Consider the following 24,806-nt stretch of genomic DNA (forward strand, 5'->3'; position numbering starts at 1 on the left):
TCGGGAGTGGGTGGCCCATATTACGGAGGTGCACGCTACTACGGTGGCGGCCCTACAGCGGGTTACGTAGGTGGTCCGTACTATGGGGCCAGGGTGAGGGCAGCGAGCGCGGCCTTCCCATCGGCGTCTTGCGCTACAGGTCAGGGTTGTGTTGGTCAGTCTGCCAACTGGAATTTGGTGACGGCCTACCGTACGGGCGGCCCCTTTTACGGCTATAGCGGATGGGCTGACTACAAGGCCCGCAACGGCATTGGTTGCGACCCCGGGTCCCCTGGCTGCCAATAACCAATGAGAATCCGTAAGACGCAGGAGGCGGCTCAAGAGCCGCCTCCTGCGGGCATCGCCCGATCAGCTTCCAAGCATGACGTCGATCACCGCTTGCGCAGGCTTGCGGCGCTTCCTGCGGCACCGCTGCATCCAGCGCTGCTCAAAGCGAACTGCGGCGATCTCACTTTCAGAGCGGACTTTTGCCAGTGCGAGCGGCAGGTCTGTGTTAGGTCATAAACGGACGTCGAACTACCGACAACGGTCCGCACATGAACACATGGCCGGATGCCGGAATGACGCCGTTCCGCAGCGAGAAAAATACCAACTGGGAAGGCGCATACTGGGTGCCGGCGATCCTGCGGTGGCCCAACAAGATCAAACCGGGCCAGGTATCAAACGAGATGATCGCTCACCACGATGTGTTGCCGACGATGCTTGCCGTTGCGGGTGACAGCGATGTGTCCAGCAAACTTCGGACCGTTATAAGGTTGGTGATATGATCTACAGGGTCTACTTGGATGGCTACAACCTTGTGCCGTACTTGACTGGGCAAGCTGGCAAATCCCCACGCGAGTCGTTCTTCTATATCAACGATGACCAACAGGTGGTCTGCCTGCGCTATGACAACTGGAAGATCGTGTTCATGGAGCAGCGCGCGAACGGGCAGCTCTTGCTGTGGGCCAACCCATTCACGAACCTACGAGTTCCGAATCTTCAACCTGCGCACCGATCCTTATGAGCGCGCGGATATCACCTCGAATACCTACTATGACTGGATCTTCGATCATGTCTTCCTGCTGGTACCTGCGCAGGACTACGTGGCCCAGTTCCTGGCGACCTTCCGTGAATACCCACAACGCCAGAAAGCGGCTAGCTTCAATCTGGACGAAGTCATGGCGAAACTGAAAGAGACGCACTAATTCGACGCTTCGGTTTCTGCGGTCCGATGCACATTGTCGTCGGACCGCAATCCGTGTGTCTTCCCGACGGCAGACGATAGCAGAGAGTGGCTCGCTGGTAGCGCAAAGCCCGGCAGCAGACGAGCAAGTTCAGTCTGAATCAACCAAAGACCGCAAAGGCGCTCGGCGCCACCGTGCTCCACCTTGGTGCCTCTCGCAAACGAACGATGTGCGGGACTGCCGACCCGAGCTTCGTTTGTTGCGAACTATACCGTCCTGCTCACACCCGAACCCTCAAAGATGCATTGTTCGTGCTAAGCGGGGAACCGGATACGAGTAAAAAAGCGCAGAAGTGCGATGAGCTTTCGTCTCACGTTGACCGTGTGCATTATGGCGATGATCGGCCTGTTGGCCGCGCTATTGATCTTTGTGCAAATCAAGACGCTCGACCGGGTAACGGAAGAAGCCGCAACCTCGACAATGGATGCGGCAAGCCGAACCACGGTATCACATCTACAACTTGAGATTGACATGCTCTCGCGTATGGCCAAGGCCCTGGCGTTTAGTCCGGCCATCCTGGAGTCCCCCAGCCCCAGCGATTCCAGCCCTACGGCGGGACTACTCAAAGGTAATCTTGCGCAGTGGCCCGCATTGGACAGCATCTATGTCGGGTACGATAATGGCCATTGGCTGCAAGTCCAGCGGCTGGACGGGCTCAGGGGAAGCCAGCGCGACCGGGTAGGCGGACCGCCTGAGGCGACATTCGCCATCACAACAACCCGGTGGCTTGACGGCCGGGAATTGCCGACGCGCCGCGTATTTCACGACAAGGCCGGCAACCAGATTGGACAACTCGAAATCCCGCCGCGCGGTTACGATGCACGACAGCGCAGCTGGTATGTCGATGCGCGCAAGATTGACCAACTGGTTACCTCTGCGCCATATTTGTCGTTCAATCTAAATGTGCCGATGATCACCTTTAGTGCGCCGGTCAATGGCTCGGCGCAAGGGGCCATCGGTCTCGATCTCAAGCTCGACAGTTACAGCAGGTCGGCGCCGACCATGAGATTTGGCGAGAGCGGCTATCTGGTGATGTTCGACAGCCAGAACGTGTTGATCGCTCATCCCAACTACGGGTCGATGTTCCAACGAACTTCAGCCGATCCGATGGCTCCCCGTCTTCCAAATACCTATGATCTCCAGGACACGGTCGAGGCTGCCTTTATCAAGGATTGGGACAAGACTGGTCCTTACCGGCGTAAACAGAGCTGGAGAGGAAACGACTATTTCGCTCGCATTGAAACCATTGCTCTCAGTCCGACGGTGACAGCAAATGTTCTGCTTGTTGCGCCTGAGAACCAATTCGCGCAGGAAATTCGAGTTCTCAATCGGCAAGCACGGATACTGGCGTTGATTGCTGGCCTTATCTTCATTCCGGCCGCCTGGATTTTTGGTACGCAAATGTCCAAGACGATTGGGGCGATTACGGCCGAAGCAGATCGATTGCAAACGATGGCACCGCCACCAAGGAAGGCGATTACATCGTTTATTGCCGAACTAGGTACGTTGGGCGAGACAATTCACAGGGCGCAACGAGCGATATGGTCGTTCTCCCGGCTCGCGCCACGTGAGATCGTTCGCGGAGTGCTCGACAACACCATTTCCACCGAGCTTGGGGGCACTAGGCAGGAGATCACCGCGTTCTTTACGGATGTGCGAGGGTTCACCACCATCGCTGAGACTGCCGATCCCGATGCATTGATGCAGCAAACGTCACGTTATTTCACCGCCCTGACAGACGTCATCCTGTCGCAGGGCGGTACCGTAGACAAGTTTATCGGAGATGCGGTGATGGCATTTTGGAATGCGCCCAATCCGCAAAGTGATCATTGTGAACGGGCATGCCGCGCCGCGCTGCTGGCAAAATCAGCTAACGAAGCGATCAATCGTCAGTTTGCGGCGGAGGGGTTGCCCACGTTTTACACTCGATTTGGAATTCATGTCGGCGAAGCAGTCGTTGGTAATCTGGGATCCTCGGAGCGCATGAACTATACGGCACTCGGGAATGTGGTGAATCTTGCCGCCCGCCTGGAAGGAATGAACAAGCAATACGGCATTCAAATCCTGGTAAGCGAGGCAGTCTATTTGAGAGTCAAACACACCTTCAAGTGTCGGTTTGTCGACACGGTAGTTGCCAAGGGAATGATCACAGAAACACGAGTTTACGAACTCAGGGATGAGCTGCGGAATGTTGCAGATGGGGATGGCGCCAAGTGAATCGAATGGGCGACTACAACGTCTCTGCTCCCTGCGTCCATTGCCGTGGACAGTGTTCAGAGAGGACGCAAAGCGTTCACTTACGATGCTGTGCACGGCTCCTCCACCGGCACGAGAGTGCCAAGGAATGGGCGCCGTTTTGAGGCTCTCACGATTCGGAGGAGCAGCCTATGCGGTAATTTCGACGATCGGTCTCGATATTCCAAAGTCGGTTTTTCAAGTGCATGGTGTTGATGCAGCCGGCCAGGTGGTCGCACGCCGTCAGTTGAGGCGCCGCCACGTCGTGGCGTCTTCCAGAAATTGCCGCCATGCCTGGTGGGGATCGAGGCTTGCTCATCATCGCACTATTGGTCGCGCGAGCTGCAGGCGTTGGGACACACGGTTCGATTATGCGCTCCGACCTATGTGAAGCCCCACGTCAAGCGGCAGAAGAACGACGCGTTGGGAGCGGAAGCGATCTGTGAAGCAGTCACGCGACCGTGCCCTCAGCAACGCTGCATCAAAGACTACAAACCCCGATTATGCCTTCAGACGCGACGATGATGCGACAGCGCGGCGCACGCGCCTTTCATGACCGACTGGCGCTGATCTCACTCGCGCCGAAGTAGAGGCTTCGGAAAACTGAGGCGCTCTTTGTGAGAATTGACCTGCATCGTGGCGCGATCAGTCCAATCGGCCGAAACTGCATAGCGCATCAGTATCGGTTCGGACGATCCTGCAGCCGGCAACGCATCCGACCGATTGGGGATCGCGATCCGAGCGGATCGGCGACGTCAATTGCGTCGGCAGGTGGGGTTGGGCGAAGGTTGCGGCCCGCGCCTCGGCAGCCAAAATTGAGGGAAGCGGCCATGAGATTGTTGAGATCACTCTGTGGCGCTCTTATCGCGTCATGCGCCACCACGACAATGGCGTGCGTTCCTGCCTCCGCCCAGCAAGGACAGAAGCCTAACATTTTGTTCATAATGGGGGACGACATCGGCTGGATGCAGCCAAGCATCTATCACCGCGGCCTGATGGTGGGTGAGACGCCGAACATCGACCGCATCGGCAACGAAGGCGCGATGTTTACGCACTATTACGCCGAGCAGAGCTGCACGGCGGGCCGGACGGCCTTCATCACCGGCATGCAGCCGGTCCGCGTCGGCATGACCTTGCCTGAAATTCCGGGCAGCCCGTCGTATTTGCGGGCCGGTACACCGCATCTTGCCAAGTTCCTGCTCGATCTAGGCTACAATACGGGCGAATTTGGGAAGAACCACATGGGCGACACCACCGAGTCGCTGCCGACCGCTCACGGTTTCCAGGAATTCTGGGGCTACCTTTATCACCTCGATGCGATGCAAGGCGTGAGCTTCCCTGACCTCAACAAGTCTCCCACGCAACAAAGCCTCGCGCCGCCATGCAAGAACACGCCGATTCCGGGCCTGCCCGAGGTGCCCGGCGCGGTAGATCCCAAGACCACGGTTTGTCTGACGCCGCCGCGCAACATGATGGCGTGCAAGTCGTCAGACGGCTCGCCAGGAAAACAGTCGTGTCAGGACCAAGGTCCATTGACATTAGAGCGCTCGAAGACCGTTGACGAGGAAATCTCGGCCAAGGTAGTCGACTTCCTCGACCGCAATGATCCCAAGAAGACCAACAAGCCGTTCTTCGCCTGGTACAATCCAGCGCGCATGCACATCACCACCGTGCTCTCCGACAAGTACCTGGCGATGGTGGGCGAACCCGGCGGCAAAGACTGGGGTGTCAATGAAGCCGGCATGAAGCAGATGGACGACAACATCGGCGTTGTGTTGAAGAAGCTCGAAGACATTGGCCAACTCGACAACACGATCGTCGTCTTCACCACAGATAACGGCGCCGAGACCATCACCTTCCCCGACGGTGGCGTCACGCCCTTCAAGGGAGGCAAGCTGAGCACCTGGGAGGGCGGCATGCGAGCCCCGATGGTGATCCGCTGGCCGGGCGTCATCAAGCCGGGCACGGTCAAGAACGACATGTTCGCTGCTCTTGACTGGCTGCCCACGCTTGTCGAGATCGCCGGCGGGCCCAAAGGCGACGCATTGAAGCAGCGGATCGAAGCCGGACAGTATCCCGGCATCGTCAAGACCACCCTCGACGGTATCAACCAGATCGATTACCTGAGCGGTAAGTCGGAGAAGTCGGCGCGTGATCACTTCTTGTACTACTCCAGCACGACGCCGTCGGCCGTTCGCTACAAGAACTGGAAGATGTACTTCGCAATGGTGTCCGATGACCCGGCGGGCTTTGTCAGCGGAGTGCGGCCTTATTCCTGGACCCAGGTTGTCAACATCAAGCGCGATCCCTTCGAAACCTCCGTCGGTTCGCAGCAGAAGACGCTGTTTGGCATGGGAGGAGCGATCTCCTCTCCATCGACGGCGTATGTTTATGACTGGAACATGCTGCCTCTCGGCCAGCAGCTCTGGCTGATGCATCTTGAGTCCTACATCAAGTTCCCGCCGCTGCAGGACCCGGCCAGCTACAACCTCGAGCAGGTCATGCAGCAGGTCAAGAACATGAGGACCGCTGGTCGGAGCGATTAGTCGCGCGATACTTGCCTGATGTGATCGGCGTGGACGCTTCACGGGGCGTCCACCCCGCGACCACGGACGCGACGAGTTCGCACACTATGGATTCGGCGCACGAACTGACACATTGCCCAGGCGATGAATGCAAGGAGCTGCCCCATATGACCAGAGGTAGATTTGCTCACACGATCGCTGCTCTCCTGCTCTTCGGCGCAACGTCGGCGCTGGCACAATCCACGCCTCCGGCTCCGGACCATGTACCGCTGCAGAAGACCATAGGCCAGGCCGGCTCGGCTATCGTTCCATCGTTGATCGTCATGAACGCTCGCGGTGCCAGCCTCCAAGGCGGCAAGCTGACCCTCGTCGGAGTCGCACCTAACTCAATCGTCTTCGCAGACCGCCCGACGCGAGCGGCAGGTCACACTCTGACGACGCATCTGCTCAAGGAGTGGGCGCCGGATAATCAGAGCGCTGACAGCTTCACCAAGGAGCCACCGAATGCAACCATATCGGTGTTCAGCACCGATGGAGCGAAGATCCGCGACACCGTCGTGGTCCTGAAGACGGCCAAGCTGGATGGCGACAAGCTGATCTTCGACGTTGACGTGCTCGAGGGCGAACTCACGGGCGGTGATGGGCCGGCGGCCCTCTTTATCGACCGCTTTGGCTTCGCCGGCGGATTTCACGCCGGTGGCTTCCACGCCGGCGCAGGTGGCATCAGTGGCTTTCATGCCGGCGGCTTCCGCGCGGGTGGCGTCGGCGGCGTCGGGTACCACCCCTACGTCGCGCGCGGCGCGTGGTATCGCGGCGCACCCGTTGCCGCTGCCGCCGTCGGCGGTGCCGCGGTAGGAGCGGCCGTAGGCGCTGCGGCAGCATACCCCTATGCCTACCCGACCGCGTACTGCGGCTATTACCCTTACGGGCCTTGTTACTGAGTCAGGCAGAAACGGGCTGCGGGACGCGCTGCCATTGAGCCCTGCCGCGGCGAGACCGAATTTACCACGGTCCAAGGACAGATCATGACTGGTTTGAGGACTGCGTTTCTCGAGCTGTTCTCGGCGCTTGCGACGACAATGGCCATCTGTGCGCCGGCTTCGGCGCAACAGGCGCAGAAGCTCAACATCCTGGTCATCATGGGCGACGATTTCGGCTACTGGAATATCAGCCCCTACAACCGAGGGCAGATGGGCTATCGCACGCCCAAGATCAATTGGGTCGCCAATGAGGGCGCGGTCTTCACCAACTATCATGGCCAGCAGTCCTGCACGGAGGGTCGCGCCGCCTTCATCACCGTGCAAATTCTGCTGCGCATGGGGCCTTTGAAAGTTGTGCCGGCCGCCAAGGAGGAACTGTCGGGCAAAGACCCAAAGATCGCCGAGCTGAATCCTCAGAGTTATGTGACCGGACAATTCGGCAGGAACCGTCTCGGCGACCGCAACGAATTCCTGCCGACCGCCCACGGCTTCGACGTGTTCTTCGGCGACCTCTATCACCTGAACGCCGAAGAGGAGCCTGAACGGAAAACCTTTTTCGCATGGCACATCTGGACGCATATCAAGTTGTCCCCTCGGGACGGGACTCGCCTTGGCATCTATCCCGATGGCATGGTCGAACACGATGGACAAGTCGGCCAGCTGTTGAAAAAGCTCGACGAACTCGGCAAAGCCAGCAACACGATCGTCATCTACACCACGGACAACGGCGCCGAGACATTCTCTTACTCCACCGGTGGAATGACTCCGTTCCGCAGTGAGAAGACCACCAATTGGGACGGCAGCTTTCGAGTGCCAGCCATCGTGCGATGGCCTGGGCTTATTCCCTCCCGCAGCGAGATCAACGATATTTTCTCCGCGGTAGAATGGACAGCCACGCTGGTCGCCGCAGCCGGCGAGCCCGACGTCAAGAACAAACTGCTGCAGGGTTATAACGCTGCAGGCGAGAGCTTCAAGGTCCACCTCGATCGCTACGATCAGCGCGACTTGCTCGCGTGCAAGGGCTTAGGTGATCGCCGCGAGTTCTTCTCCTGGACCGACGTTGGAAACCTGGCTGGCCTGCGCTACCGGCAGTTGAAGGCTGCGTTCATAGAGCAGAGATCGGATGGACTGAATCTCAGGGCCGAACCACTAAGACAGTTGCGCTTGCCTGCATTTTCAATCTTCCCTCTGATCCGTTCGAGAGCGCCCCGCACGAATCCGGCGACTACGTGCACTGGTTCATCCACCACGCTTTCGTGCTTGTGCCGGCGCAGGCCGTCGGGGCCCAGCAAATCGAACCCTTTGCGAGTTCCGGCCCCGCCAGCGCCCCGACACCTTCTCGGCCGAGCAAGACTTGGAGAAGCTACTCGCCATCTTCGAATTAGGAGTTGACATGCATCATATCAACAGACGCGCGTTGGTTTCAGCGCTGACCGTTCTGCCTGCCTTGTCTAGCCCGCTTCTGACAGCGGCGCCGGCAATGGCCCAGGCTTCGCCCGGCATGCCGTTGCCCTCGTGGAACGACGGGCCCGCCAAGCAGGCGATCCTCGACTTCGTACGGGCAACGACCGACGCCGGCAGCCCAAATCACGTGGCAGCAGCGGATCGGATCGCCGTTTTCGATCAGGATGGCACGCTCTGGGTCGAGCATCCGATGTACACACAGGTGATCTACTGTTTGGAGCAGGTCCCGGCACTCGTCGAGAAAAAGCCGGAGCTGAAGAACGTCGCTCCCTTCAAGACGGTGCTCTCGGGCGACCGCGAGGCGATCGCGAAGCTTCCATTGTCCGAATTGGAGGAGGTCCTGGCTGCGACGCTGAGCGGAATGTCGGTGGACGAATTCAACGGCGCGGTAAAGAAATGGATCGAGAGCGCGCGGCATCCGCGCTGGAAGCGTTCCTATATCGAGCTCACCTATCAGCCCATGCTCGAAGTCCTGGAGTTTTTCCGAGACAACGGCTTCAAGACCTACATTGTGACCGGCGGCGGGCAGGATTTCGTCCGCGTCTACGCCCAGCAGGCCTACGGCATCCCGCCCGAGCAGGTGGTCGGGACCGCAGGCGCGACGAAATTTGGCTATGACAAGAACGGGAAGCCGTTCTTGACCAAGGAGCCGAAGCTGCTGTTGAACGACGACCACGCCGGCAAGCCCGAAGGGATCCATCTCATGATTGGGAGGCGACCGCATGCTGCCTTCGGCAACTCGGTGGGCGATCGCGAAATGCTGGAGTACACCAACGCGGGCACGGGCACACGTCTCAAGGTGCTTCTGCTTCACGACGATGCCGTCCGCGAATACGCCTATGGTCCGGCGCAAGGCCTGCCGGATAGCAAGGTCGGGACCTTCACATCGGCCCTCTATGACGAGGCAAAGAAAAGCGGCTGGACGGTGATCAGCATGAAGAACGATTGGAAGAGGGTCTTCTCCTTCGAGTCGTAGCGCCGACGCCGGGTTTGCAAGCCCGCACCGGCTCGTTTGGTCGAGCCGCGCCGTGTCGCTACGTGACGCCGGCGAGCTTATCGCGTCCATAACCTGCTCGGAGGCGCTTGGGGCTCATGCGGCAAGAGCCGATCACGGTCACTTGGTGCGACGGTCATATCACACGCTGTCGCTGCTGGTGTTCGCGGTTTGCCTGGCCACCTTCAAGAGCGGTTTCTCCCTGTCCGTGCTCGTGATCCAGACCGTGGAGATCGCGATTTTCGTTCAATTCCCAGGACAGATGTTCGGATATTCACCTGCCGTACGCCACACGATCTGGTCGCCTACCCTGCCGCAGGTGGCCGCGACGCTGGCAGCCACGCTCGTTGCCTACGATACACCCGATCCCGCCGATCACCGCCTGGTCGAAGAGCGACTGCTCAATGCGGTGCTGATGCTCGCTACCGCCATCGCGGGACCGGTCCTGACCGAGCGCCTCTCGACTGGAATGCTCAAGGATGGGGTACCGCCCAGCGCATCCGGCCGCATCCCGGAGGCAGCAATCGCGGTGGTCGCTCCTGCGCAGGACTCTATCGGGCGCGAGTCCCTCGTCCGGGTAAATCGGAGGTTGGTGCAATCCCAATGCTTAATCGCGATCTTGCCGAATCTGCATAGCGGGGATGAGGCGCTTTTCTAGGATTTCGCTTCCTGCCTGGAGCGGACATCAATTCGTGGCGCGTCACAAGAACAGAGATCGGCGTAACCAGACGCCGTCGCAGGAAGCGCCCTCGACCGGCTCCGCCGGCTCTTCGGCGGACACTCCGTCGGACAACGGCGTCCGGCGCTTCCAATGGTTGAGGGCGCGACCGCGCCTGCTCGTCTGCGCGGTGCTGGCGGCCATCATCGCCGCCGGAGGATCGGCCATCGCCTATACCACCGCTAGCAATTCCTTCTTGCTCGCTGTTCTTGGGCAGAATGAGCCGCGCGCGCTCTCCTTCGTCGGCAGCGATGCCTGCGCCGGCTGTCACCACGCCGAATCGACGCTGTGGCAGGGATCGCAGCACAAACATGCCATGCAACACGCGACTGCCGCAACCGTCCTCGGTGACTTCGACGACGCCGCCTTCGACTATTTTAGCGTGCACTCACGCTTCTTCAAGAAGGACGGCAAATTCTTTGTCGAAACCGACGGCCCGGATGGCAAGCTTGGGACCTTCGATGTCAAATACACATTCGGCATCGAGCCGTTGCAGCAATATCTGATCGAATTCCCGGATGGCCGCATACAGGCGCTCTCCATCGCCTGGGACACGCGGCCAAAGGATCGCGGCGGGCAGCGCTGGTTTCACCTATATCCCGATGAGGAGGTCAAGCACAACGACGTGCTGCACTGGACCAAGCTCAATCAAAACTGGAATTTCATGTGCGCCGAATGTCATTCAACCGGCGTGCGCAAGAACTACGACGCGACGAATGACCGTTTTAGCACGACCTGGACGGAAATCAGCGTCGGCTGCGAGGGATGCCACGGCAAGGGCTCCCGCCACCTAGATTGGGCGCGCAATCAGCGGAGCTGGTTTCGAACGGACGATGATCCGAAAAAGGGGCTGATCGCGCTATTGGACGAGCGCAAAGATATCAGTTGGCACGCCGATCCGAAGACCGGCAATCCGAAACGCAGCATACCACCGGCCCTCATGCGCAAGGAAGTCGAGACCTGTGGTTTCTGCCATGGGCGACGTGGCGAATTTTCCGAAGACTGGGGGCCGGGACAACCCTTGTCGGACACGCACGCCGTCGCGCTTCTTGCTCGCGGGCTCTATCACGCGGACGGGCAGATGCGAGACGAGGTGTACAATTATGGACCGTTCAAGCAGAGCAAGATGTTCGCCGCCGGCGTCACCTGCAGCGATTGTCACGAGCCCCACTCCGCGAAACTTCGCGCGTCTACCGACGGCGTTTGCTTGCAATGCCACGCGCCGGAAAAATTTGAAACAGCCTCGCACAGCGGCCATGGCGACGTCAGCCCCGCGGTGACCTGCGCCTCATGCCACATGCCTGTCAGCACCTATATGGGAGTCGACAGACGGCACGACCACAGCCTTCGAATTCCGCGGCCGGATATCTCCGTAAAGCTCGGGACGCCGAACGCGTGCAACAATTGTCACGGTCAAAAGTCCGCAGAATGGGCAGCGGAAGCTATCGAACGATGGCATGGGCCGCTTCGAAAAGGCTTTCAACATTACGCCGATGCGCTCCAGGCATCCTGGACCGACGGTCCGCAGGCTGCCCAATTGCTAGCGGTCGTGGCAGCCAGTCCGACCGCCCCGGCGATCGCGCGCGCAAGCGCCCTGAGCGAGTTGCATTCGAGGGTGACGCCTGCGAATATCGAGCTTGCGCGCAAGGGAGTGGCCGACCCCGATCCCATCGTGCGGATCGCAACGCTTGACATGCTCGATGGTCTTTCCGGCGAAAGGATGTGGCCACTGGTCTCCCCGCTCCTGTCCGACCCGAGCCGCGGCGTTCGGATCAGGGCGGTATCTGTCCTGGCCTCGGTGCCCGACGCTAACCAGCCCGCTTCGGAACGGGCAGCGTTCGATCGCGCCAGGGCGGAATTCGTCGCTGCACAGCGCCTCAATGCGGACCGGCCGGAAGCGCGCGCAACGCTCGGAAGCTTCTACGCCAAGCGCGGCCAGACAGCTGATGCGGAAAGCGAGTACAAGGCGGCGGTGCGGCTCAGCCCCCAATACACCCCGGCCGCAATCAACCTTGCGGATCTCTATCGGCAGCTCGGACGGGATGCAGACGGTGAGAGCGTCCTGAGGACGGCACTCAAGGCCTCGCCGGAAGACGGCGGCTTGCACCATGCTCTCGGACTCACCCTCACTCGGCTGAAGCGGGCGAGCGACGCGCTCAACGAATTCCGCAGGGCAGTTGAGCTCGAGCCTGGTCGGTCGCGTTATGCGTACGTGTACGCCGTGGCGCTGCATTCGTCAGGCCGCACCGATGAGGCGATCGATGTCTTGAAGGAAGCTTTGTCGCGACACCCGGATGACCGCGACACTCTGCTCGCTCTCATCACCTTCAGCCGAGATGCCGGAAATAAAGGTGCGGCTCTCGAATACGCCGAGCGGCTTTCTCGGATCACACCTAATAATCAAGAGCTGACCCGTCTCAGGGACGGCCTTCGCACCCAGGTGAAAAGAACGGACGAGAAGCGCGCAGCTCCGTAGTTGCCGAGAAGCACGACCGGCTTGCCGCGCCTCCTTAGCCCGAGGTTGGAGGCGAGTTGCTGGGATCCACGATGGGAACGCCATTCCGGGCGAACTCGGAATAGAGGGTTCCGATGAGGAAGGGTGCTCTTGCCGCTATGGTCGACCTGCTTGCGAGCCAATTGAGCGTTGCTATGCTTACCGGGGACATTGCAATCAAGGCTCCGCTGCTTCCGTGACCGACTACAATTGGAATGGATTTTACGTTGGCGGCAATTTCGGTGCGTGGACCCATGGCAGTCTCAACATTCTAGGCAACAATCCGGCCGCGCAATCGAACGGGTCACTGGCGATCAGGCCCGGCAATCGCGAGCCAGCTTCGCTCTGCTCTTCCTGGAGAGTTAACAGGGCGGCCGATGCCCCGTGCACGCTCAGGATCCACCAGCGCGCAAAGCATCGGGTCGCCGGCCAGTATCGACGCGTAACTGTGACTTCCGTAACACAGACGTCGGCTAAACCAACCTGGACCCAGCTCGCTGCCGATTCTGCATAGATTAGCCCCTCCGCCATTCGTTTACTTGCAAGACGTATCTGGAAAGGGAGCCGGAGATGCCGTGCTTACGTACGACAGTCGCACGAGCAGTTTTATTGCGACGCCCGCTACAGGTTATGGCCTTCGCGCTGCTGGCTTCGTCAACGCAAACCGCCCGGGCCGACGAGGGCGGCATCAGCGTCTGGGTGCCGGGGCTGTACGGCAGCCTCGCTGCAGTTCCTCAACAAACACCGGGGTGGTCGGTAAGCACCATCTACTATCATACCTCAGTATCCGCTGCCGGCGACGTCGCGGTGGCCCGCCAAGCCACCATCGGGAATATTCCGGCAAATGTGACGGCGACCGCGAACGCGAGCGTTAATGCGAACGCGAATATCGGCTTTTTAGTCGCCAATTACACCTTCGAGACCCCGATACTGGGTGGTCGGGCCTCCGCCGGATTTCTTGGTGCTTATGGTTCGAACAGCACGTCCCTTGCAGGAACACTCACTGGGGTGGCCTCCACGCCGTTTGGCGATCTCCCGTTCTCGCGTACTGACAGCATCAGTAGTTCTGTTATTGGTTTCGGCGACCTTTACCCCCAATTCTCCCTGAAGTGGAACGCGGGCGTGCACAACTACATGGCCTACGTGACTGGAGACGTCCCGGTCGGGGCCTACAATTCGAGCCGTCTCGCGAACATCGGAATCGGGCATTGGGCCATCGACGCGGGCGGCGGCTACACCTATTTCGATCCGAGCACAGGGCGTGAAGCGTCGGCGGTGCTTGGATTCACCTACAACTTCATTAATCCGGCGACCCAATATCAGAACGGCGTCGACATGCACCTCGACTGGGGTGCATCGCAGTTCCTGACCAAGCAGTGGCAGGTCGGTCTCGTGGGCTATCTCTATCAGGAGCTCGGCTGCGACAGCGGCACCGGTGATCGCGTGGGCTGCTTCCGATCGCGGGTGCTTGGTGCGGGCCCACAGCTTGGCTACATCTTTCCGGTAGGAGACATGCAGGGGTATGTCAATCTGAAGGCCTACGGCGAGTTCGCCAATGAACATCGGCCGGCCGGCTGGAATCTCTGGCTTACGTTCAACCTGCAACCGGCGGCGGCGCCGCCGACCGCACCCGCACGGCCGAGGTTCACGAAATAGGAGCGTTGATGCTGCGCGGCTGCTTCGAGGGTGCGCAATGCGGATTTAGCTCGAGATCTTGGTTGAGCAAAGTGTAAACATCGACTTCGCCACCGCATCGTCAGGGAAGTCTTGGAAAATGTTCGGGTACTCGGCGCTGTCCAAGTCTCCGCGCTCGAGATGAGCGGATGCTTTCTTCGTTTTCACAGAGCAGGACTTCGGGATGGATCTCCCGCGACTGCGAGTTGGGGCTCGATGTGATTGCAGAACGGACGCCTTCGTGGACCTGGATTTGGCCGACAACCGGCGCGGCCGTCATTCTGATCAAGCAATTCGTCTCAAGCGGCGGCTCTGTCACCACAATCGCAGCGATAACGCTGATTGGAGCGGTTTTTGCAGCTGTCTATCACGCGGAGGTGTTAGCCCACCGCATCGGCGAGCCATTTGGCACGCTCGTTCTAGCGCTGGCCGTCACGACCATCGAGACTGCCCTGATCGTGTCAATGATGCTGGCGGCTCCAGCCGAGCAGGCCGCACTCGCACGAGATACTGTGTTCGCGGCTGTCATGATCGTTTGCAATGGCACCGTAGGTGCATGTCTGCTAGCGGGCGGCACCCGGTTTGGCGAGCAAGGATTCCAACTTCAGGGCGCCAGCGCAGCCCTGGCGGTGCTGGCGGCTCTCACGAGCATGACCCTGATCTTCCCGAACTTCACTGGCGGTGATCCATATTACAGTTCATCCCAGCTTGCTTTTGCTGCTCTCGTCTCGCTGGTACTCTACGGCTCCTTCATTTTCATTCAGACGGTCCGTCACCGCGACTATTTTCTTCTCGAAGAAACGAAAGACGAGCATATCGCAATTTCGACCAAGACCGCCGCAGCGAGTGCCGCTCTTCTCTTCGTCTCACTGGTGGTCATCGTCGCCTTGGCAAAAGTTCTCACGCCGGCGGTGGAAGCCGGCGTGACTTATCTCAACTCTCCGAAAGCCGTGGTCGGGATCGTTATCGCCGCCCTTGTCCTGCTGCCGGAATCCTTGGCTGCCGTCAGGGCGGCTCGGAAGAATCAATTGCAAACGAGCCTGAACCTGGCTCTGGGATCGGCTCTTGCGACCATTGGCCTAACGATCCCGGCGGTAGCCACGGTGTCGCTTCTGACCAATCAGCCACTCGAACTAGGCCTGGAGCTCAAGGACCGGGACATGCTGGGGCTGACAATCATTCTCAGCGTAATTACCTTGGGCACTGGTCGAACAACCCTGCTGCAAGGGGTTGTGCACCTGGTCCTCTTCGCGGCCTTCCTGTTCTTTGCCTTTGTGCCCTAGCGTGGCCGCCTGATATCTGTGAGCGAGTGATACCGAGACACCAATCTTCCAGGGTCTTAGAAAGTAAAGTGCTCAAACGAGTGAGCCGTGCCACTTCCTTCGAGGCAAAGCTTGTAGTGAAAATATCCAACAACGCACTCCTCGTCGCAATTCAAACTGCATCTTTGTTGTTGCTGCTAAATCGGGGAGTTAATGCTCCACTTTCGCGGTCTTGATGGAACGCTCATACTCATCAGTCAAGGATACGCTCAGGTTGATCAGCTTTGATTGAGCGGTCGGACTGACATCGCGGATGAGCTGTCCTTTGCAGGAGAACTGCTGTGCGGCGATCCCCGTCCCGGCTTATACGTTGACCAAAAGGCTGCAGCCAGCCAATGGTCCTTAACATACGTCCGCTCCATTTCATGGAACGGAACCATTCGCAGCGTCCGGGCCGGACCTCTCCTTTGACTGCATCAAGGCAATTTGCGTGCGGGGATGATTGGGCGTCGCGGATGAGATCGTTTCATCACCTTACCCTCTTGCCGAGCGGCTAGGCCGCGCTTGAATATCCAACCCGGCGCTATTGTAGGCTGATAGCCGTCTCTGAAAGGTATGACGGCGGCTTCAGGTCGGCGGGACTGTGCTCCGCCGATCGACGCAACGTAGCCGAGGGAGACTCGCCAAACAGCGTTCTGTAGGCGACGGCAAACCGGCCGAGCTCCCAAAAACCGTGATCTGTAACCACGCGAGTGACATTGACTTTCGATGGCTCGCTACACAAAAGTACCCGCCTGGCGAGGTGCATTCGTCGTAGCGTGAGATAGCGAATGGGCCCCATTCCGAAATACTCTTCGCAGGATGCGCGCAGAGTTCGCTCTGGTACCCCAACGGCCGCACAGACCTCGGCCAAGTATAGCGGCCGGTTTGCGTTCAATTCCACGAAGTTTTCAAAGCGGCGCATGATCACGCTGTGGCGTGCGTCACCGGCATTATTCCTTGTAACAGAATTGTCGGTCAGGCATTGCACCATCGCGTGCACTATCTTTTCCTGCAGGCCCCGTCGCACTTCCGCTCGACTAAGAAGATCCGGCTTATCCTGTGCGATTCGGCCGATGGTTCTGTGCAAGTTCTGGAGACGCGCCATCGCAGCTAGCGTAGGCCTGATCACCCGTCCCTTCGGAGGCTGCGAGAAGTCTTCGCCGACAATCGTCGCGTAGATTTTTGCGAGATCCTCATCTGCAAGTGACAGTGATCCAAACCGCAAGCTCCTCGTGGACCGGTGATGAGCCACATCGTGGTCGAATATGACTATCTCGTCTGGACGCATTGGATTTCCACGGTGTTTCAACTCAGCATCGGCATTGTCCGTCAAGAATCCGATTGCCGTTCTTCCGGGCTTCACTCCTATGGTGCTGACCTGGGGCAAGGTGACATGAAATCGCTGCATCCATGCTGTATCCATGCCGATTTGCGTGATGCACGTATGGAAATGGCCCTTCGAGGTCGGCAATATGTTGACCTCTGCTCCCTGAATTGCCTTTTGGCAGAGAAATGGATCGGAAAATTCCAGGACTCGGTTCCAAGGCACGACGACCCCCTAATCGCACTGCGACTGCGATGATTGCATGATTGAAATACAACCTGTACTGCACATAGAGGCAGGTGCGCGCATGCGCTCAGACGCGTGTCGCTCGCCGAAGGGTCTCCTCAAGAAGGGCCACGTCAAACGGCTTGCGCAAAAATCCCGCGCATCCGACATCATGAGCTCGTTGACATGTAATCTGGTCATCGAGCCCCGTTATGAATACGACCGGCAGCGTCGGATACGGCCCCTTGAGTTCACGCCGCAGATCGATTCCTGACATCGATCCGAGCTGGATATCGAGAAGGAGACAATCGATAGTGCGCGCCCGGTCGCTTCTCAGCAACTCCTCAGCGGAGGAAAATAGGACGACTTCGAATTCCAGCGCCGCAAGCAGAACCCCAATCGAATTGAGCGCGCTCGGATCATCATCCAGCACTCCGATGATCTTCTTGTTTGCTGAGCGATGCATCCAACCCGGAGTATCACGGCGGTCTACGCTCTCCATTGTGGCAGGCTTGCGCGCGAACAGAACCTGCCTCTAGGGGAAGGATGGCAGGACACCGGCGGGCTCATTCGCTAGACAGCAGCCCCAGCCGCTCTGCGATCGCCGCGAGCTCTGCGAGCGATCGGACGTGTAGCTTCCGAACGACCTCATGCCGGTGAAGCTTGACGGTCCGGTCCGAGATGCCCAGCAGATGAGATATCTGCTTGTGCGGCAGGCCTCGAACAAGCAGATCAAATACTTGACGCTCCCGAGGCGTTAACGTCTCCAGACGCGCGGTCAAAATCGCTTTCTGGGCCCGGAGGCCCCGTATCCCTTCCACCCGAGCAAGGGCGCGATCGATTGCGCCCAGCAAATGTGTCTGCGAAATCGGTTTGGTCAGAAAGTCTTCAGCACCAGCCCTCATCGTTTGAACCGTGGTGGGGATATCGCCGTGGCCACTTATGAAGACGATGGGGAGGTGACAGCCACGGCTGGCGAGAGCCTGCTGCAGTTGAACGCCGCTCGAATCAGGTAATTGCAGATCTAGCAAGATGCACCCCATCTCGTCTTGGAGAGGGTGATCAATCAGTTGCTGAGCGGTCTCGCACATGATTACACGATATCCGCAAACGACGAGGAGCTCGCCGAGCGCCGCGCGAACTGATGGGTCGTCGTCGACGACATATATAGCTGGGCGGCATTCCATGTCTCAACGCTTTTCGGAGAGTGGCAGTTTGAAACGGAATTCAGCGCCTCCGCCGGGATGGTTCTCGGCCCAGATCCTGCCTCCACAACTCTCGACGATTGTCCGCGCGACAGTTAAGCCAAGTCCGGTACCCTGTCGTTTCGTTGTATAGAAGGTCTCGAAAATCTTGCTCAGTTTTTCGGCTGGGATACCCAGCCCTGAATCGACGACTGACAATTCAGCCGCGTCGGCAGTACTGCTTCTGGCCGTCGAGATCGATATCTCTTTGCGATTCACTGGACTCTCACGCACCGCATCGATTGCGTTCAATGCCAGGTTAATTATCGCTTGCTGAACCTGGATTCGATCTGCGCGCACCGGTAGCCTGGAGATTGAGAGGACCATTCGGAGCTTTATTCCCGACTTCGTTGATTCCGGCCTGACGATCTCGCCAACATTCTTTACAGCTTCATTCAGATCAAATTCTTCGACTTCGCTACTGCTCCTGCCTTTCACAAGTTCGCGAATATGGCGGATGATGTCCGCTGCACGCTCATCGTCATTAATGATGTGCTCGACTATTTGTTTGATCTTCTGGAGGTCCGGTGGATCGACTTTCAGATGAAGAGCAGCGGCCTCCGCGTAGCTGCGGATGGCCGCTAACGGCTGGTTAAGTTCGTGCGCGACAGAAGTCGACAGTGCGCCGGCGGCAGCCGTTCGGTTTAAATGGATCACCTGCAGCAGGCTTTGACGCAATTCACATTCGGCTGCCACGCGACGCCGACGCTCAATGATCAGCCAAGTGATAGCGCCGGTTTGAAGCAGGATAATTGCTAAGGTTCCTAATACAATCCATCGATATTTCTCCCAGAAATTGGATTCCCGGAAGCTTACCTCCGAGTTTGGCGGCAGAGCCGACGCATTGAGGGCCCAACGCTTCAGCTGTCTTGCATCGATCCTATGTCGGTGCTGAGCGGAATTTAGACGCGGAATCTCGATGACATCCCGTCCGGCAAGCAATTGTAACGCGATGTCTGCTGCTGCTTCTCCTTGCGCTCCCCAGTCATCCGCGTAACCTCCGACAATTCCCGTTCCGAGCGTGCCGGGCACCGGTGAGTAGACCGGCGCACCGGAAGCCCGTGCTAACTCCACAGCGACATCTGGCGTGGTATGGGACCGCCCCGAGCTGTCCGTAAGAAAGATTGACAGAATAACTATTGTCTCTCTGTCTAACTTTGCCACCGCCTCCCGCAATCCCTCATAGCTGATATCGGAGACAAATCGAGCAGTCAGGCCACCACCAAGGCTGGGCTCAAGTTGGAGGCGCGCATCTTCTAACCATTGCCGATCGTAGTCGCTTGCACCTCCGATCACCAACACGTTCTTCGCGCCTGGTTGAAGCTGTTGGGCCAGCGTAAGGGTATTCACAAAGTCATAGCGCGATGCGACATATATAAAAGGTTTCGTCTGATCCATGTCAGGTATGACTGCCGCCGGTATGTTTGCCACGATCACTGGTGTATTCGAACCGATCACACCTTGATTCTTCTGCAGGAACGGCACAGCGGCGCGTCCCAGCGTCAACAGAACATCGGGCGGCGTTGCCGAATACTTCCGTGTCAAATATCGAACGAGGGCGTCATACTGCTCCGGCGCGGGCAGGCGAGATAGCTCCAGATAGTCGATGAATATATCAACGTGCTCGGGTGCACCTTGGCGCACCTTCCGCACAAATGCATCGATCGTCTGGCGTGTCGCGGGAAGCCAGGGCGATTGAGTTTCAACGATGAAAATCTTTCGACTGGGGGCTGCATCGCAAGCAATGGGTACGAAGGTCGCCAGCAAGGCAGCGATAGATTTTATAGCAGTTCTCGCAACCATTCAATGACCAGCAATTCAATGACGACGCTTGGCTAGCCAGATGTCTCGCGTTGAAAAGAGCGTGCGCGATGGTCCCACTGGACAAGATCCGTCGAGGCATAAACAATCTAGTACCTTGGCCCATCTTGCACCAACTTCGGCCAAGCGCGAGAGCGGGATAATCAGTCACCCGCATCACACCTTATCCGATTGATCTAGATCAAGATTAAACTGACGTCAGCCGATACAATTATTAAAATCTTCAACGAATTCAATACAAAGAGCCGCACCGCACGACTTCCATAGGGAGTGACCGGTGTCGTTCGGACAAGCGTAAATCCTCTGTTGCGAACGATATGCCGCGTGATGGTCTTTCGGACTTCTTGCTCGTGTCACATCGGTTTCATCACGCGCCTCGGCAGGTGGGACGACCCTCGCCGTTCGCTCACCTTGCCGAAACCGCATAGCTTAGCGCCAATCTTCGGTGTGGTGTAACGCACCATGAGAAGAGCGGAAAGGTTTACCGACGTGATCAACTCTAACTTCGGCTCGAGCGCACAACCAGTGGAGCCCGCCATGAAGCCCTGCAGATTATTGCTGCTCGCGCTGTGCATCGCAGGAGTTGCTCCTGCACAGGCGGTGGATCTTACCGGTGGCTGGGTGATCGACTTCGCAAATTGCAACAAGGTGTTCTCTAAGGAAAACGGAAAACTTGCGTTTAAGCCAGATGCTGACCTCTATGCGGGAGGCCTGATCGTGGATGGAAGACGAATTACCGGCACATTCCAAAAATGTAATGTCAGATCGGTCCGAGACGACGGGGAGAATATGCAGGTTGTCGCTGCCTGCTCCGATGGTATCGTAGTTTCGGACGTGACGTTCGACCTGACAATGTCAGGCGACAACAAGCTCACCCTCAGTTCCAAACAGCCGACGCCTGTCGAAATGCGTTATAGTCGGTGCCCCCTTTAAACCTTCACCGGCATGAACCTAAACGCGCTGCAATCCGCAACGGTGAAAGGCTCAGCGACATCGTGATTTCACAACCCTGAAATCATTGGCCAATGCATCAAACCTTCGGACATCCTCTTTACTGATTTCCTGGATCGGCAAGATCTTTTCGGCTTGCCGGGCTCTGCGACCGCGGGCGCCGGCCTCCCTTTTCCGGACAACTTGAGGCCGACGCATTTACCAGAGAGCAGCACGCTGGAATGACGCCTGCACAGATCGTCCAGTGATGAAGAAGGGAAATGCTCGCACGAAGAATGAGGAGCGCCAAAGGGCAATACCCTGCGGCAGCTCTCCTCATCTGCACCGCGCCGACAGAGGTCGATCATGGGCCTTGGCATCCGCGATGCGGACATTCTCGGGGGTCTGGAGTTCGCCTGCAAGCTCGCTGGCGCGAAGCTCGTGCTGGTTATGGGGCACACTGCGTGCGACGCCATTAGAGGGCGCTCGACAACGCAGAGCTCCGAATCTCACCGGCCTGCTCACTAAGATCAGCGGCTGGAATCGACGAAATACACCGGAGTGCGCACGTCCACTTTCGCATTTGTGGATGCCGTCGCTCGGACCAACGCCGATAGCTTGTATCAAGAGGAACAGCACTGTGCTGGCGGAGCTGTAATCCGCTGGCGAGATCGGGATTCCGGGCGGTATGTACAATCTCGAGAGCGGTGTGCTCGAATTCTTTGACTGACCGCTAACGATTGCCTTTTTCTTTGGGGACTTTTAGTCGCACTTTCGTCGAGCTTGCCGATAGAACAGTGCCGCCGGTTGTGAACCGGCGGCTCGAATATGGTCAATTGCCGGTGGGCATTGGGACAGTAACACCCTGCTTGTCGAGGGCCTCTCTTACCGACTGGAATCGTTCGTAGTTCGATAGCGTGATCGGGCCGGTGTAGCCATAGCTTTGCACTTTGCGCGGCGGGTACTTGACGTACGTCGCCATAATCTTCTTGAGCTCTTGCTCCATCACAACGCCCATCCAGGTTCGCTCAGTGAAGTTATTCATGAAGATGTCGTAGCGCTCCTGCGGATCTTGCCAGAGGTCAAACACTTGCGGAACTGTTGCAACGTACTTTTCCGGTCCTTTCCAGCCAAGGTTGGTGTCGACCGCTAAGCCGCCGGTCGAGACGCCGTCATCACCGCGGATGTTGAACAAGAACTTATAGTTATTCACCCGCACGGCGCCTGGCGAGAGTTCGTTCTCGGTGAAGTAGAACCAAGATTTTCGCTCCGACTTTCCGGTCCCGAACAGAACAGGTGACATGTCATAGCTATCAAAAATGATCGGCTTCCCCTCCCGGTCGTTTTCTGGCAATTTTACGCCGGCGAGCGAAGCAAAGGTGGCCATGAAATCTAGACCGCCTAGGATGTCGGAATTTTTCGATCCAGCTTTGATACGGGGTCCCCATGCCATGGCCGGGACACGATTTCCGCCCTCGCGAAGCGTACCCTTAGTGCCGCGGTATGGCGTGTAACCAGCATCAGGATACACGTCCTGCCACGCACCGTTGTCTGTCGTCCAGAACACATACGTATTCTTGTCAAGTCCAAGAGCACGCAGCTTCTCCAGGATCCGCCCGATCCGCGTGTCATTCTCTACGACGGAGTCGGCATATTTGCTCTTCGACAGCGACTTATGCTCAAATTCGGGCGCCGGCATGTTCGGCTGATGAACCTTCATGAAGTTGATGCTCATGAAGAACGGCTGCGTCGAACGTCCATTGCGATCGAGATAATCGAGCGAGGCCTTCTCGATATAGCTATCGAAGAATGGAATTCCCACAACGCCCTCCCTGCCGTTCACGACAGGCGTATCGACATACTGCCCGTTTATCTTGAATTCCTCTTTCGGCAATTGTCCTGCATCACCTGACAGCGCGCCTTTCGTCACTCGCTGGAATAAGGCACGAAGATCCGCTGGCATATCGGGGAACCAGGTCGGATCGGCATAGGTATAAGCGTTGAGGTGGTAGAGGCCGGCGTATTTCATCTCATCGTAGCCCTGCGCGCTAGGAAGCGCATAATCGGCTTCGCCCAGATGCCATTTACCCGTGAAGAATGTCTTGTAGCCGCCAGTCTTGAGGACCGAAGCCAATGTCCACTCGGCCGCCGGGAGGCCTCCTCCCTGACCCTGGAACGCCACAGTCGTCATGCCGCTGCGATTAGGAATGCGCCCTGTCTGGATGGCGGCCCGCCCGGGGGTGCAGCTCGGCTGGGCGTAGAACGAAAGAAAGTGCATGCCTTCTGAGGCGAGGCGATCAAGTGCGGGTGTTGGCATGCCGCGATTCTCACCGCCGCCGTAGGGACCGGAGTCTCCGTAGCCGAAGTCGTCCGATACGATCAGAACGATGTTTGGCTTTCGCTCTTGTGCAGAAGCGGGAAGACTTTCGATCGCGAGGCAAACACATAGTGAAGCAAGAGATATAAAAATCTCTCTAACTGCGATCATGTTCAGTTTCCTCTGTAACATTAGCCATTGTTTCTTTTGCGATCTGCTGGCCCCGCAATAGGTTTGCAGATCAGCTGAGGCTCGCACGGAGTCCACGCACGCGGCTATGCGAATTCGGCAAACTTCGCGGGTGCTAGCCGAAGCTGGCGCCTGATACGCTGGATTTGAAACTGCATCAGTTGCCTCGCGCGTAGAGAATGCGGGCGGCTGCGGGCTGCGGAGCTACCCGTCGATATAGCGCAGGGACTAGCCGACCGGCACAAGCGCTTCGAAAAAATCGGCGGCCTTCGCGGCGGCGAGAACTCCAATCATGCTGATACCGAAATGTTCAACGAACATCCCCTTGCCCGTGCAGAGATCCTCGCAGATCTCGACGACATCAGCTGCATATCCCACAGGCAAATGCCAGGTGTGAACCCAGGATACTGAGATGGGCCGCACCGTTGAGCAATTCTGCGACAACCAGCGTAGTTGCCGTCTTCCGGCGCAGCGGAAGGCATCCTCCCAAGGAGTGCCGGTCTCGAACCCCGCTGAATGCGCGCGACGACCCGATCGACATGACCGGGGTGATGGACGTTCTTCCAGCTGCAGCCCTCCATCTCCTGTAGGGTGGCACCCGTCTAGTCATGCCAGCGCTTATTGTATCAGTGGATCCAGCCGCAGGCGTCGGTGTCCGGGCGAACTGGCTGATGCGTTCCGCGCATAAGCGCAAGTCGCTCCCTCGCAGCGCTGCGCCGCCCGCTTCCCTTCTGTGACCTCCTCGGTGGCCACCTTGACTCCGGTGATGCATCCCAAGGTTTGCGCAGCGAATGCCAATAGGTGACCTACAACCGTCTTCCGTCCGGTTGGCCCGCGGGCTCGCCACCTTGATCCCCACGGGCTCGCCGGTCGTCGTGACCGACCTCACGATGGCTTCGACTGCGTCCGGCAACGTCGGCACGCAGTCGCGGACGGTCCGACCGAGATGCCCTTCGAGTTAGATCGCAGATCTCGGTTAGACGTTGGTTGATCTGCAAATAGCGACAGTCAGAAGACAGGGCGGTCAGGCCGATGGGGCGCCGTGCAATAAACGAGCTGCAGCGCCGCGGCTTCGGTGAGCGGGCGGACATCGTTGCGGCGGCGGCTTGGCTCCGGGATGCCATGGAATCCTCCGCTCGCAC

Annotated in this window: 19 protein-coding genes and 1 pseudogene; 14 read left to right on the plus strand and 6 right to left on the minus strand. The window is 58.3% G+C overall.

Translation table 11 applies throughout. From position 1 onward, the window contains the following. Positions 1-500: 500 nt before the first annotated feature. From SE91_RS37865 to SE91_RS28135, 12 genes and pseudogenes are all read left to right on the plus strand, one after another. Positions 501-767, plus strand: coding sequence for a sulfatase-like hydrolase/transferase (locus SE91_RS37865; RefSeq protein ID WP_283806322.1), 267 nt, complete (start codon positions 501-503; stop codon positions 765-767). 120 nt (positions 768-887) lie between these two features. Further along, positions 888-1,187 carry a hypothetical protein gene (locus SE91_RS37870; protein WP_245318551.1) on the plus strand — a complete coding sequence of 100 codons (300 nt, stop codon included), beginning with the start codon at positions 888-890 and terminating at the stop codon, positions 1,185-1,187. Positions 1,188-1,523: 336 nt separating this feature from the next. Beyond that, complete coding sequence (locus SE91_RS28095) at positions 1,524-3,443, plus strand: adenylate/guanylate cyclase domain-containing protein (RefSeq protein ID WP_061849958.1); 1,920 nt, start codon at positions 1,524-1,526, stop codon at positions 3,441-3,443. 127 nt (positions 3,444-3,570) lie between these two features. Continuing rightward, positions 3,571-3,923 (plus strand): annotated as a pseudogene (locus tag SE91_RS37875) (hypothetical protein); the annotation flags it as partial. A 425-nt stretch (positions 3,924-4,348) separates the two neighbouring features. Then, complete coding sequence (locus SE91_RS28100) at positions 4,349-6,007, plus strand: arylsulfatase (RefSeq protein ID WP_061849959.1); 1,659 nt, start codon at positions 4,349-4,351, stop codon at positions 6,005-6,007. Positions 6,008-6,153: 146 nt separating this feature from the next. Continuing rightward, positions 6,154-6,927 carry a hypothetical protein gene (locus SE91_RS28105; protein ID WP_061849960.1) on the plus strand — a complete coding sequence of 258 codons (774 nt, stop codon included), beginning with the start codon at positions 6,154-6,156 and terminating at the stop codon, positions 6,925-6,927. Between the two features lie 138 nt (positions 6,928-7,065). Next, complete coding sequence (locus SE91_RS28110) at positions 7,066-8,358, plus strand: sulfatase-like hydrolase/transferase (protein ID WP_502687180.1); 1,293 nt, start codon at positions 7,066-7,068, stop codon at positions 8,356-8,358. Positions 8,359-8,446: 88 nt separating this feature from the next. Further along, complete coding sequence (locus SE91_RS28115) at positions 8,447-9,406, plus strand: HAD family hydrolase (protein ID WP_245318619.1); 960 nt, start codon at positions 8,447-8,449, stop codon at positions 9,404-9,406. Positions 9,407-9,458: 52 nt separating this feature from the next. Continuing rightward, a complete protein-coding gene (locus SE91_RS28120; protein ID WP_061849963.1) occupies positions 9,459-10,082 on the plus strand; it encodes a hypothetical protein in 624 nt (207 codons plus the stop codon). A gap of 376 nt (positions 10,083-10,458) precedes the next feature. Continuing rightward, the gene (locus SE91_RS28125; protein ID WP_061851371.1) at positions 10,459-12,618 is read left to right on the plus strand and encodes an ammonia-forming cytochrome c nitrite reductase subunit c552; all 2,160 of its coding nucleotides are present in this window, start codon (positions 10,459-10,461) and stop codon (positions 12,616-12,618) included. A 648-nt stretch (positions 12,619-13,266) separates the two neighbouring features. Then, positions 13,267-14,292 (plus strand): SphA family protein, encoded by a 1,026-nt coding sequence (locus SE91_RS28130; RefSeq protein WP_061849964.1) that lies wholly within the window; start codon positions 13,267-13,269, stop codon positions 14,290-14,292. A 167-nt stretch (positions 14,293-14,459) separates the two neighbouring features. Further along, positions 14,460-15,593, plus strand: a complete 1,134-nt coding sequence (locus SE91_RS28135) for a calcium:cation antiporter (protein WP_082813851.1) — start codon at positions 14,460-14,462, stop codon at positions 15,591-15,593. A 562-nt stretch (positions 15,594-16,155) separates the two neighbouring features. On the opposite strand, the gene SE91_RS28140 is transcribed toward SE91_RS28135, so the two are convergent. The 4 genes from SE91_RS28140 to SE91_RS28155 all read right to left on the minus strand — a co-directional run bounded on the left by SE91_RS28140 (position 16,156) and on the right by SE91_RS28155 (position 20,210). Then, on the minus strand, positions 16,156-17,163 hold the full coding sequence (locus SE91_RS28140) for an AraC family transcriptional regulator (RefSeq protein ID WP_156489824.1): 1,008 nt from the start codon (positions 17,161-17,163) through the stop codon (positions 16,156-16,158). Between the two features lie 88 nt (positions 17,164-17,251). Next, positions 17,252-17,665: a response regulator transcription factor gene (locus SE91_RS28145; protein WP_082813852.1), complete on the minus strand. Its 414-nt coding sequence runs from the start codon at positions 17,663-17,665 to the stop codon at positions 17,252-17,254. A 64-nt stretch (positions 17,666-17,729) separates the two neighbouring features. Further along, the gene (locus tag SE91_RS28150; RefSeq protein WP_061849967.1) at positions 17,730-18,350 is read right to left on the minus strand and encodes a response regulator transcription factor; all 621 of its coding nucleotides are present in this window, start codon (positions 18,348-18,350) and stop codon (positions 17,730-17,732) included. Between the two features lie 3 nt (positions 18,351-18,353). Next, positions 18,354-20,210, minus strand: a complete 1,857-nt coding sequence (locus SE91_RS28155) for a sensor histidine kinase (protein ID WP_061849968.1) — start codon at positions 20,208-20,210, stop codon at positions 18,354-18,356. 555 nt (positions 20,211-20,765) lie between these two features. Between SE91_RS28155 and SE91_RS28160 the strand changes: the two genes are divergently transcribed. After that, entirely contained in the window at positions 20,766-21,161 is a 396-nt protein-coding gene (locus SE91_RS28160) for a hypothetical protein (protein ID WP_061851373.1), read from the plus strand. Positions 21,162-21,524: 363 nt separating this feature from the next. After that, entirely contained in the window at positions 21,525-21,686 is a 162-nt protein-coding gene (locus SE91_RS38335) for a carbonic anhydrase (RefSeq protein ID WP_082813853.1), read from the plus strand. A gap of 304 nt (positions 21,687-21,990) precedes the next feature. Here the strand turns inward: SE91_RS38335 and SE91_RS28165 are convergent, their stop codons facing one another. Further along, positions 21,991-23,646, minus strand: a complete 1,656-nt coding sequence (locus tag SE91_RS28165; RefSeq protein ID WP_082813939.1) for an arylsulfatase — start codon at positions 23,644-23,646, stop codon at positions 21,991-21,993. A 246-nt stretch (positions 23,647-23,892) separates the two neighbouring features. Next, complete coding sequence (locus SE91_RS36630) at positions 23,893-24,087, minus strand: hypothetical protein (protein ID WP_156489825.1); 195 nt, start codon at positions 24,085-24,087, stop codon at positions 23,893-23,895. Positions 24,088-24,806 lie beyond the last annotated feature (719 nt).

The sequence above is a fragment of the Bradyrhizobium sp. DOA1 genome (assembly GCF_001593325.1).
GTDB lineage: Bacteria > Pseudomonadota > Alphaproteobacteria > Rhizobiales > Xanthobacteraceae > Bradyrhizobium.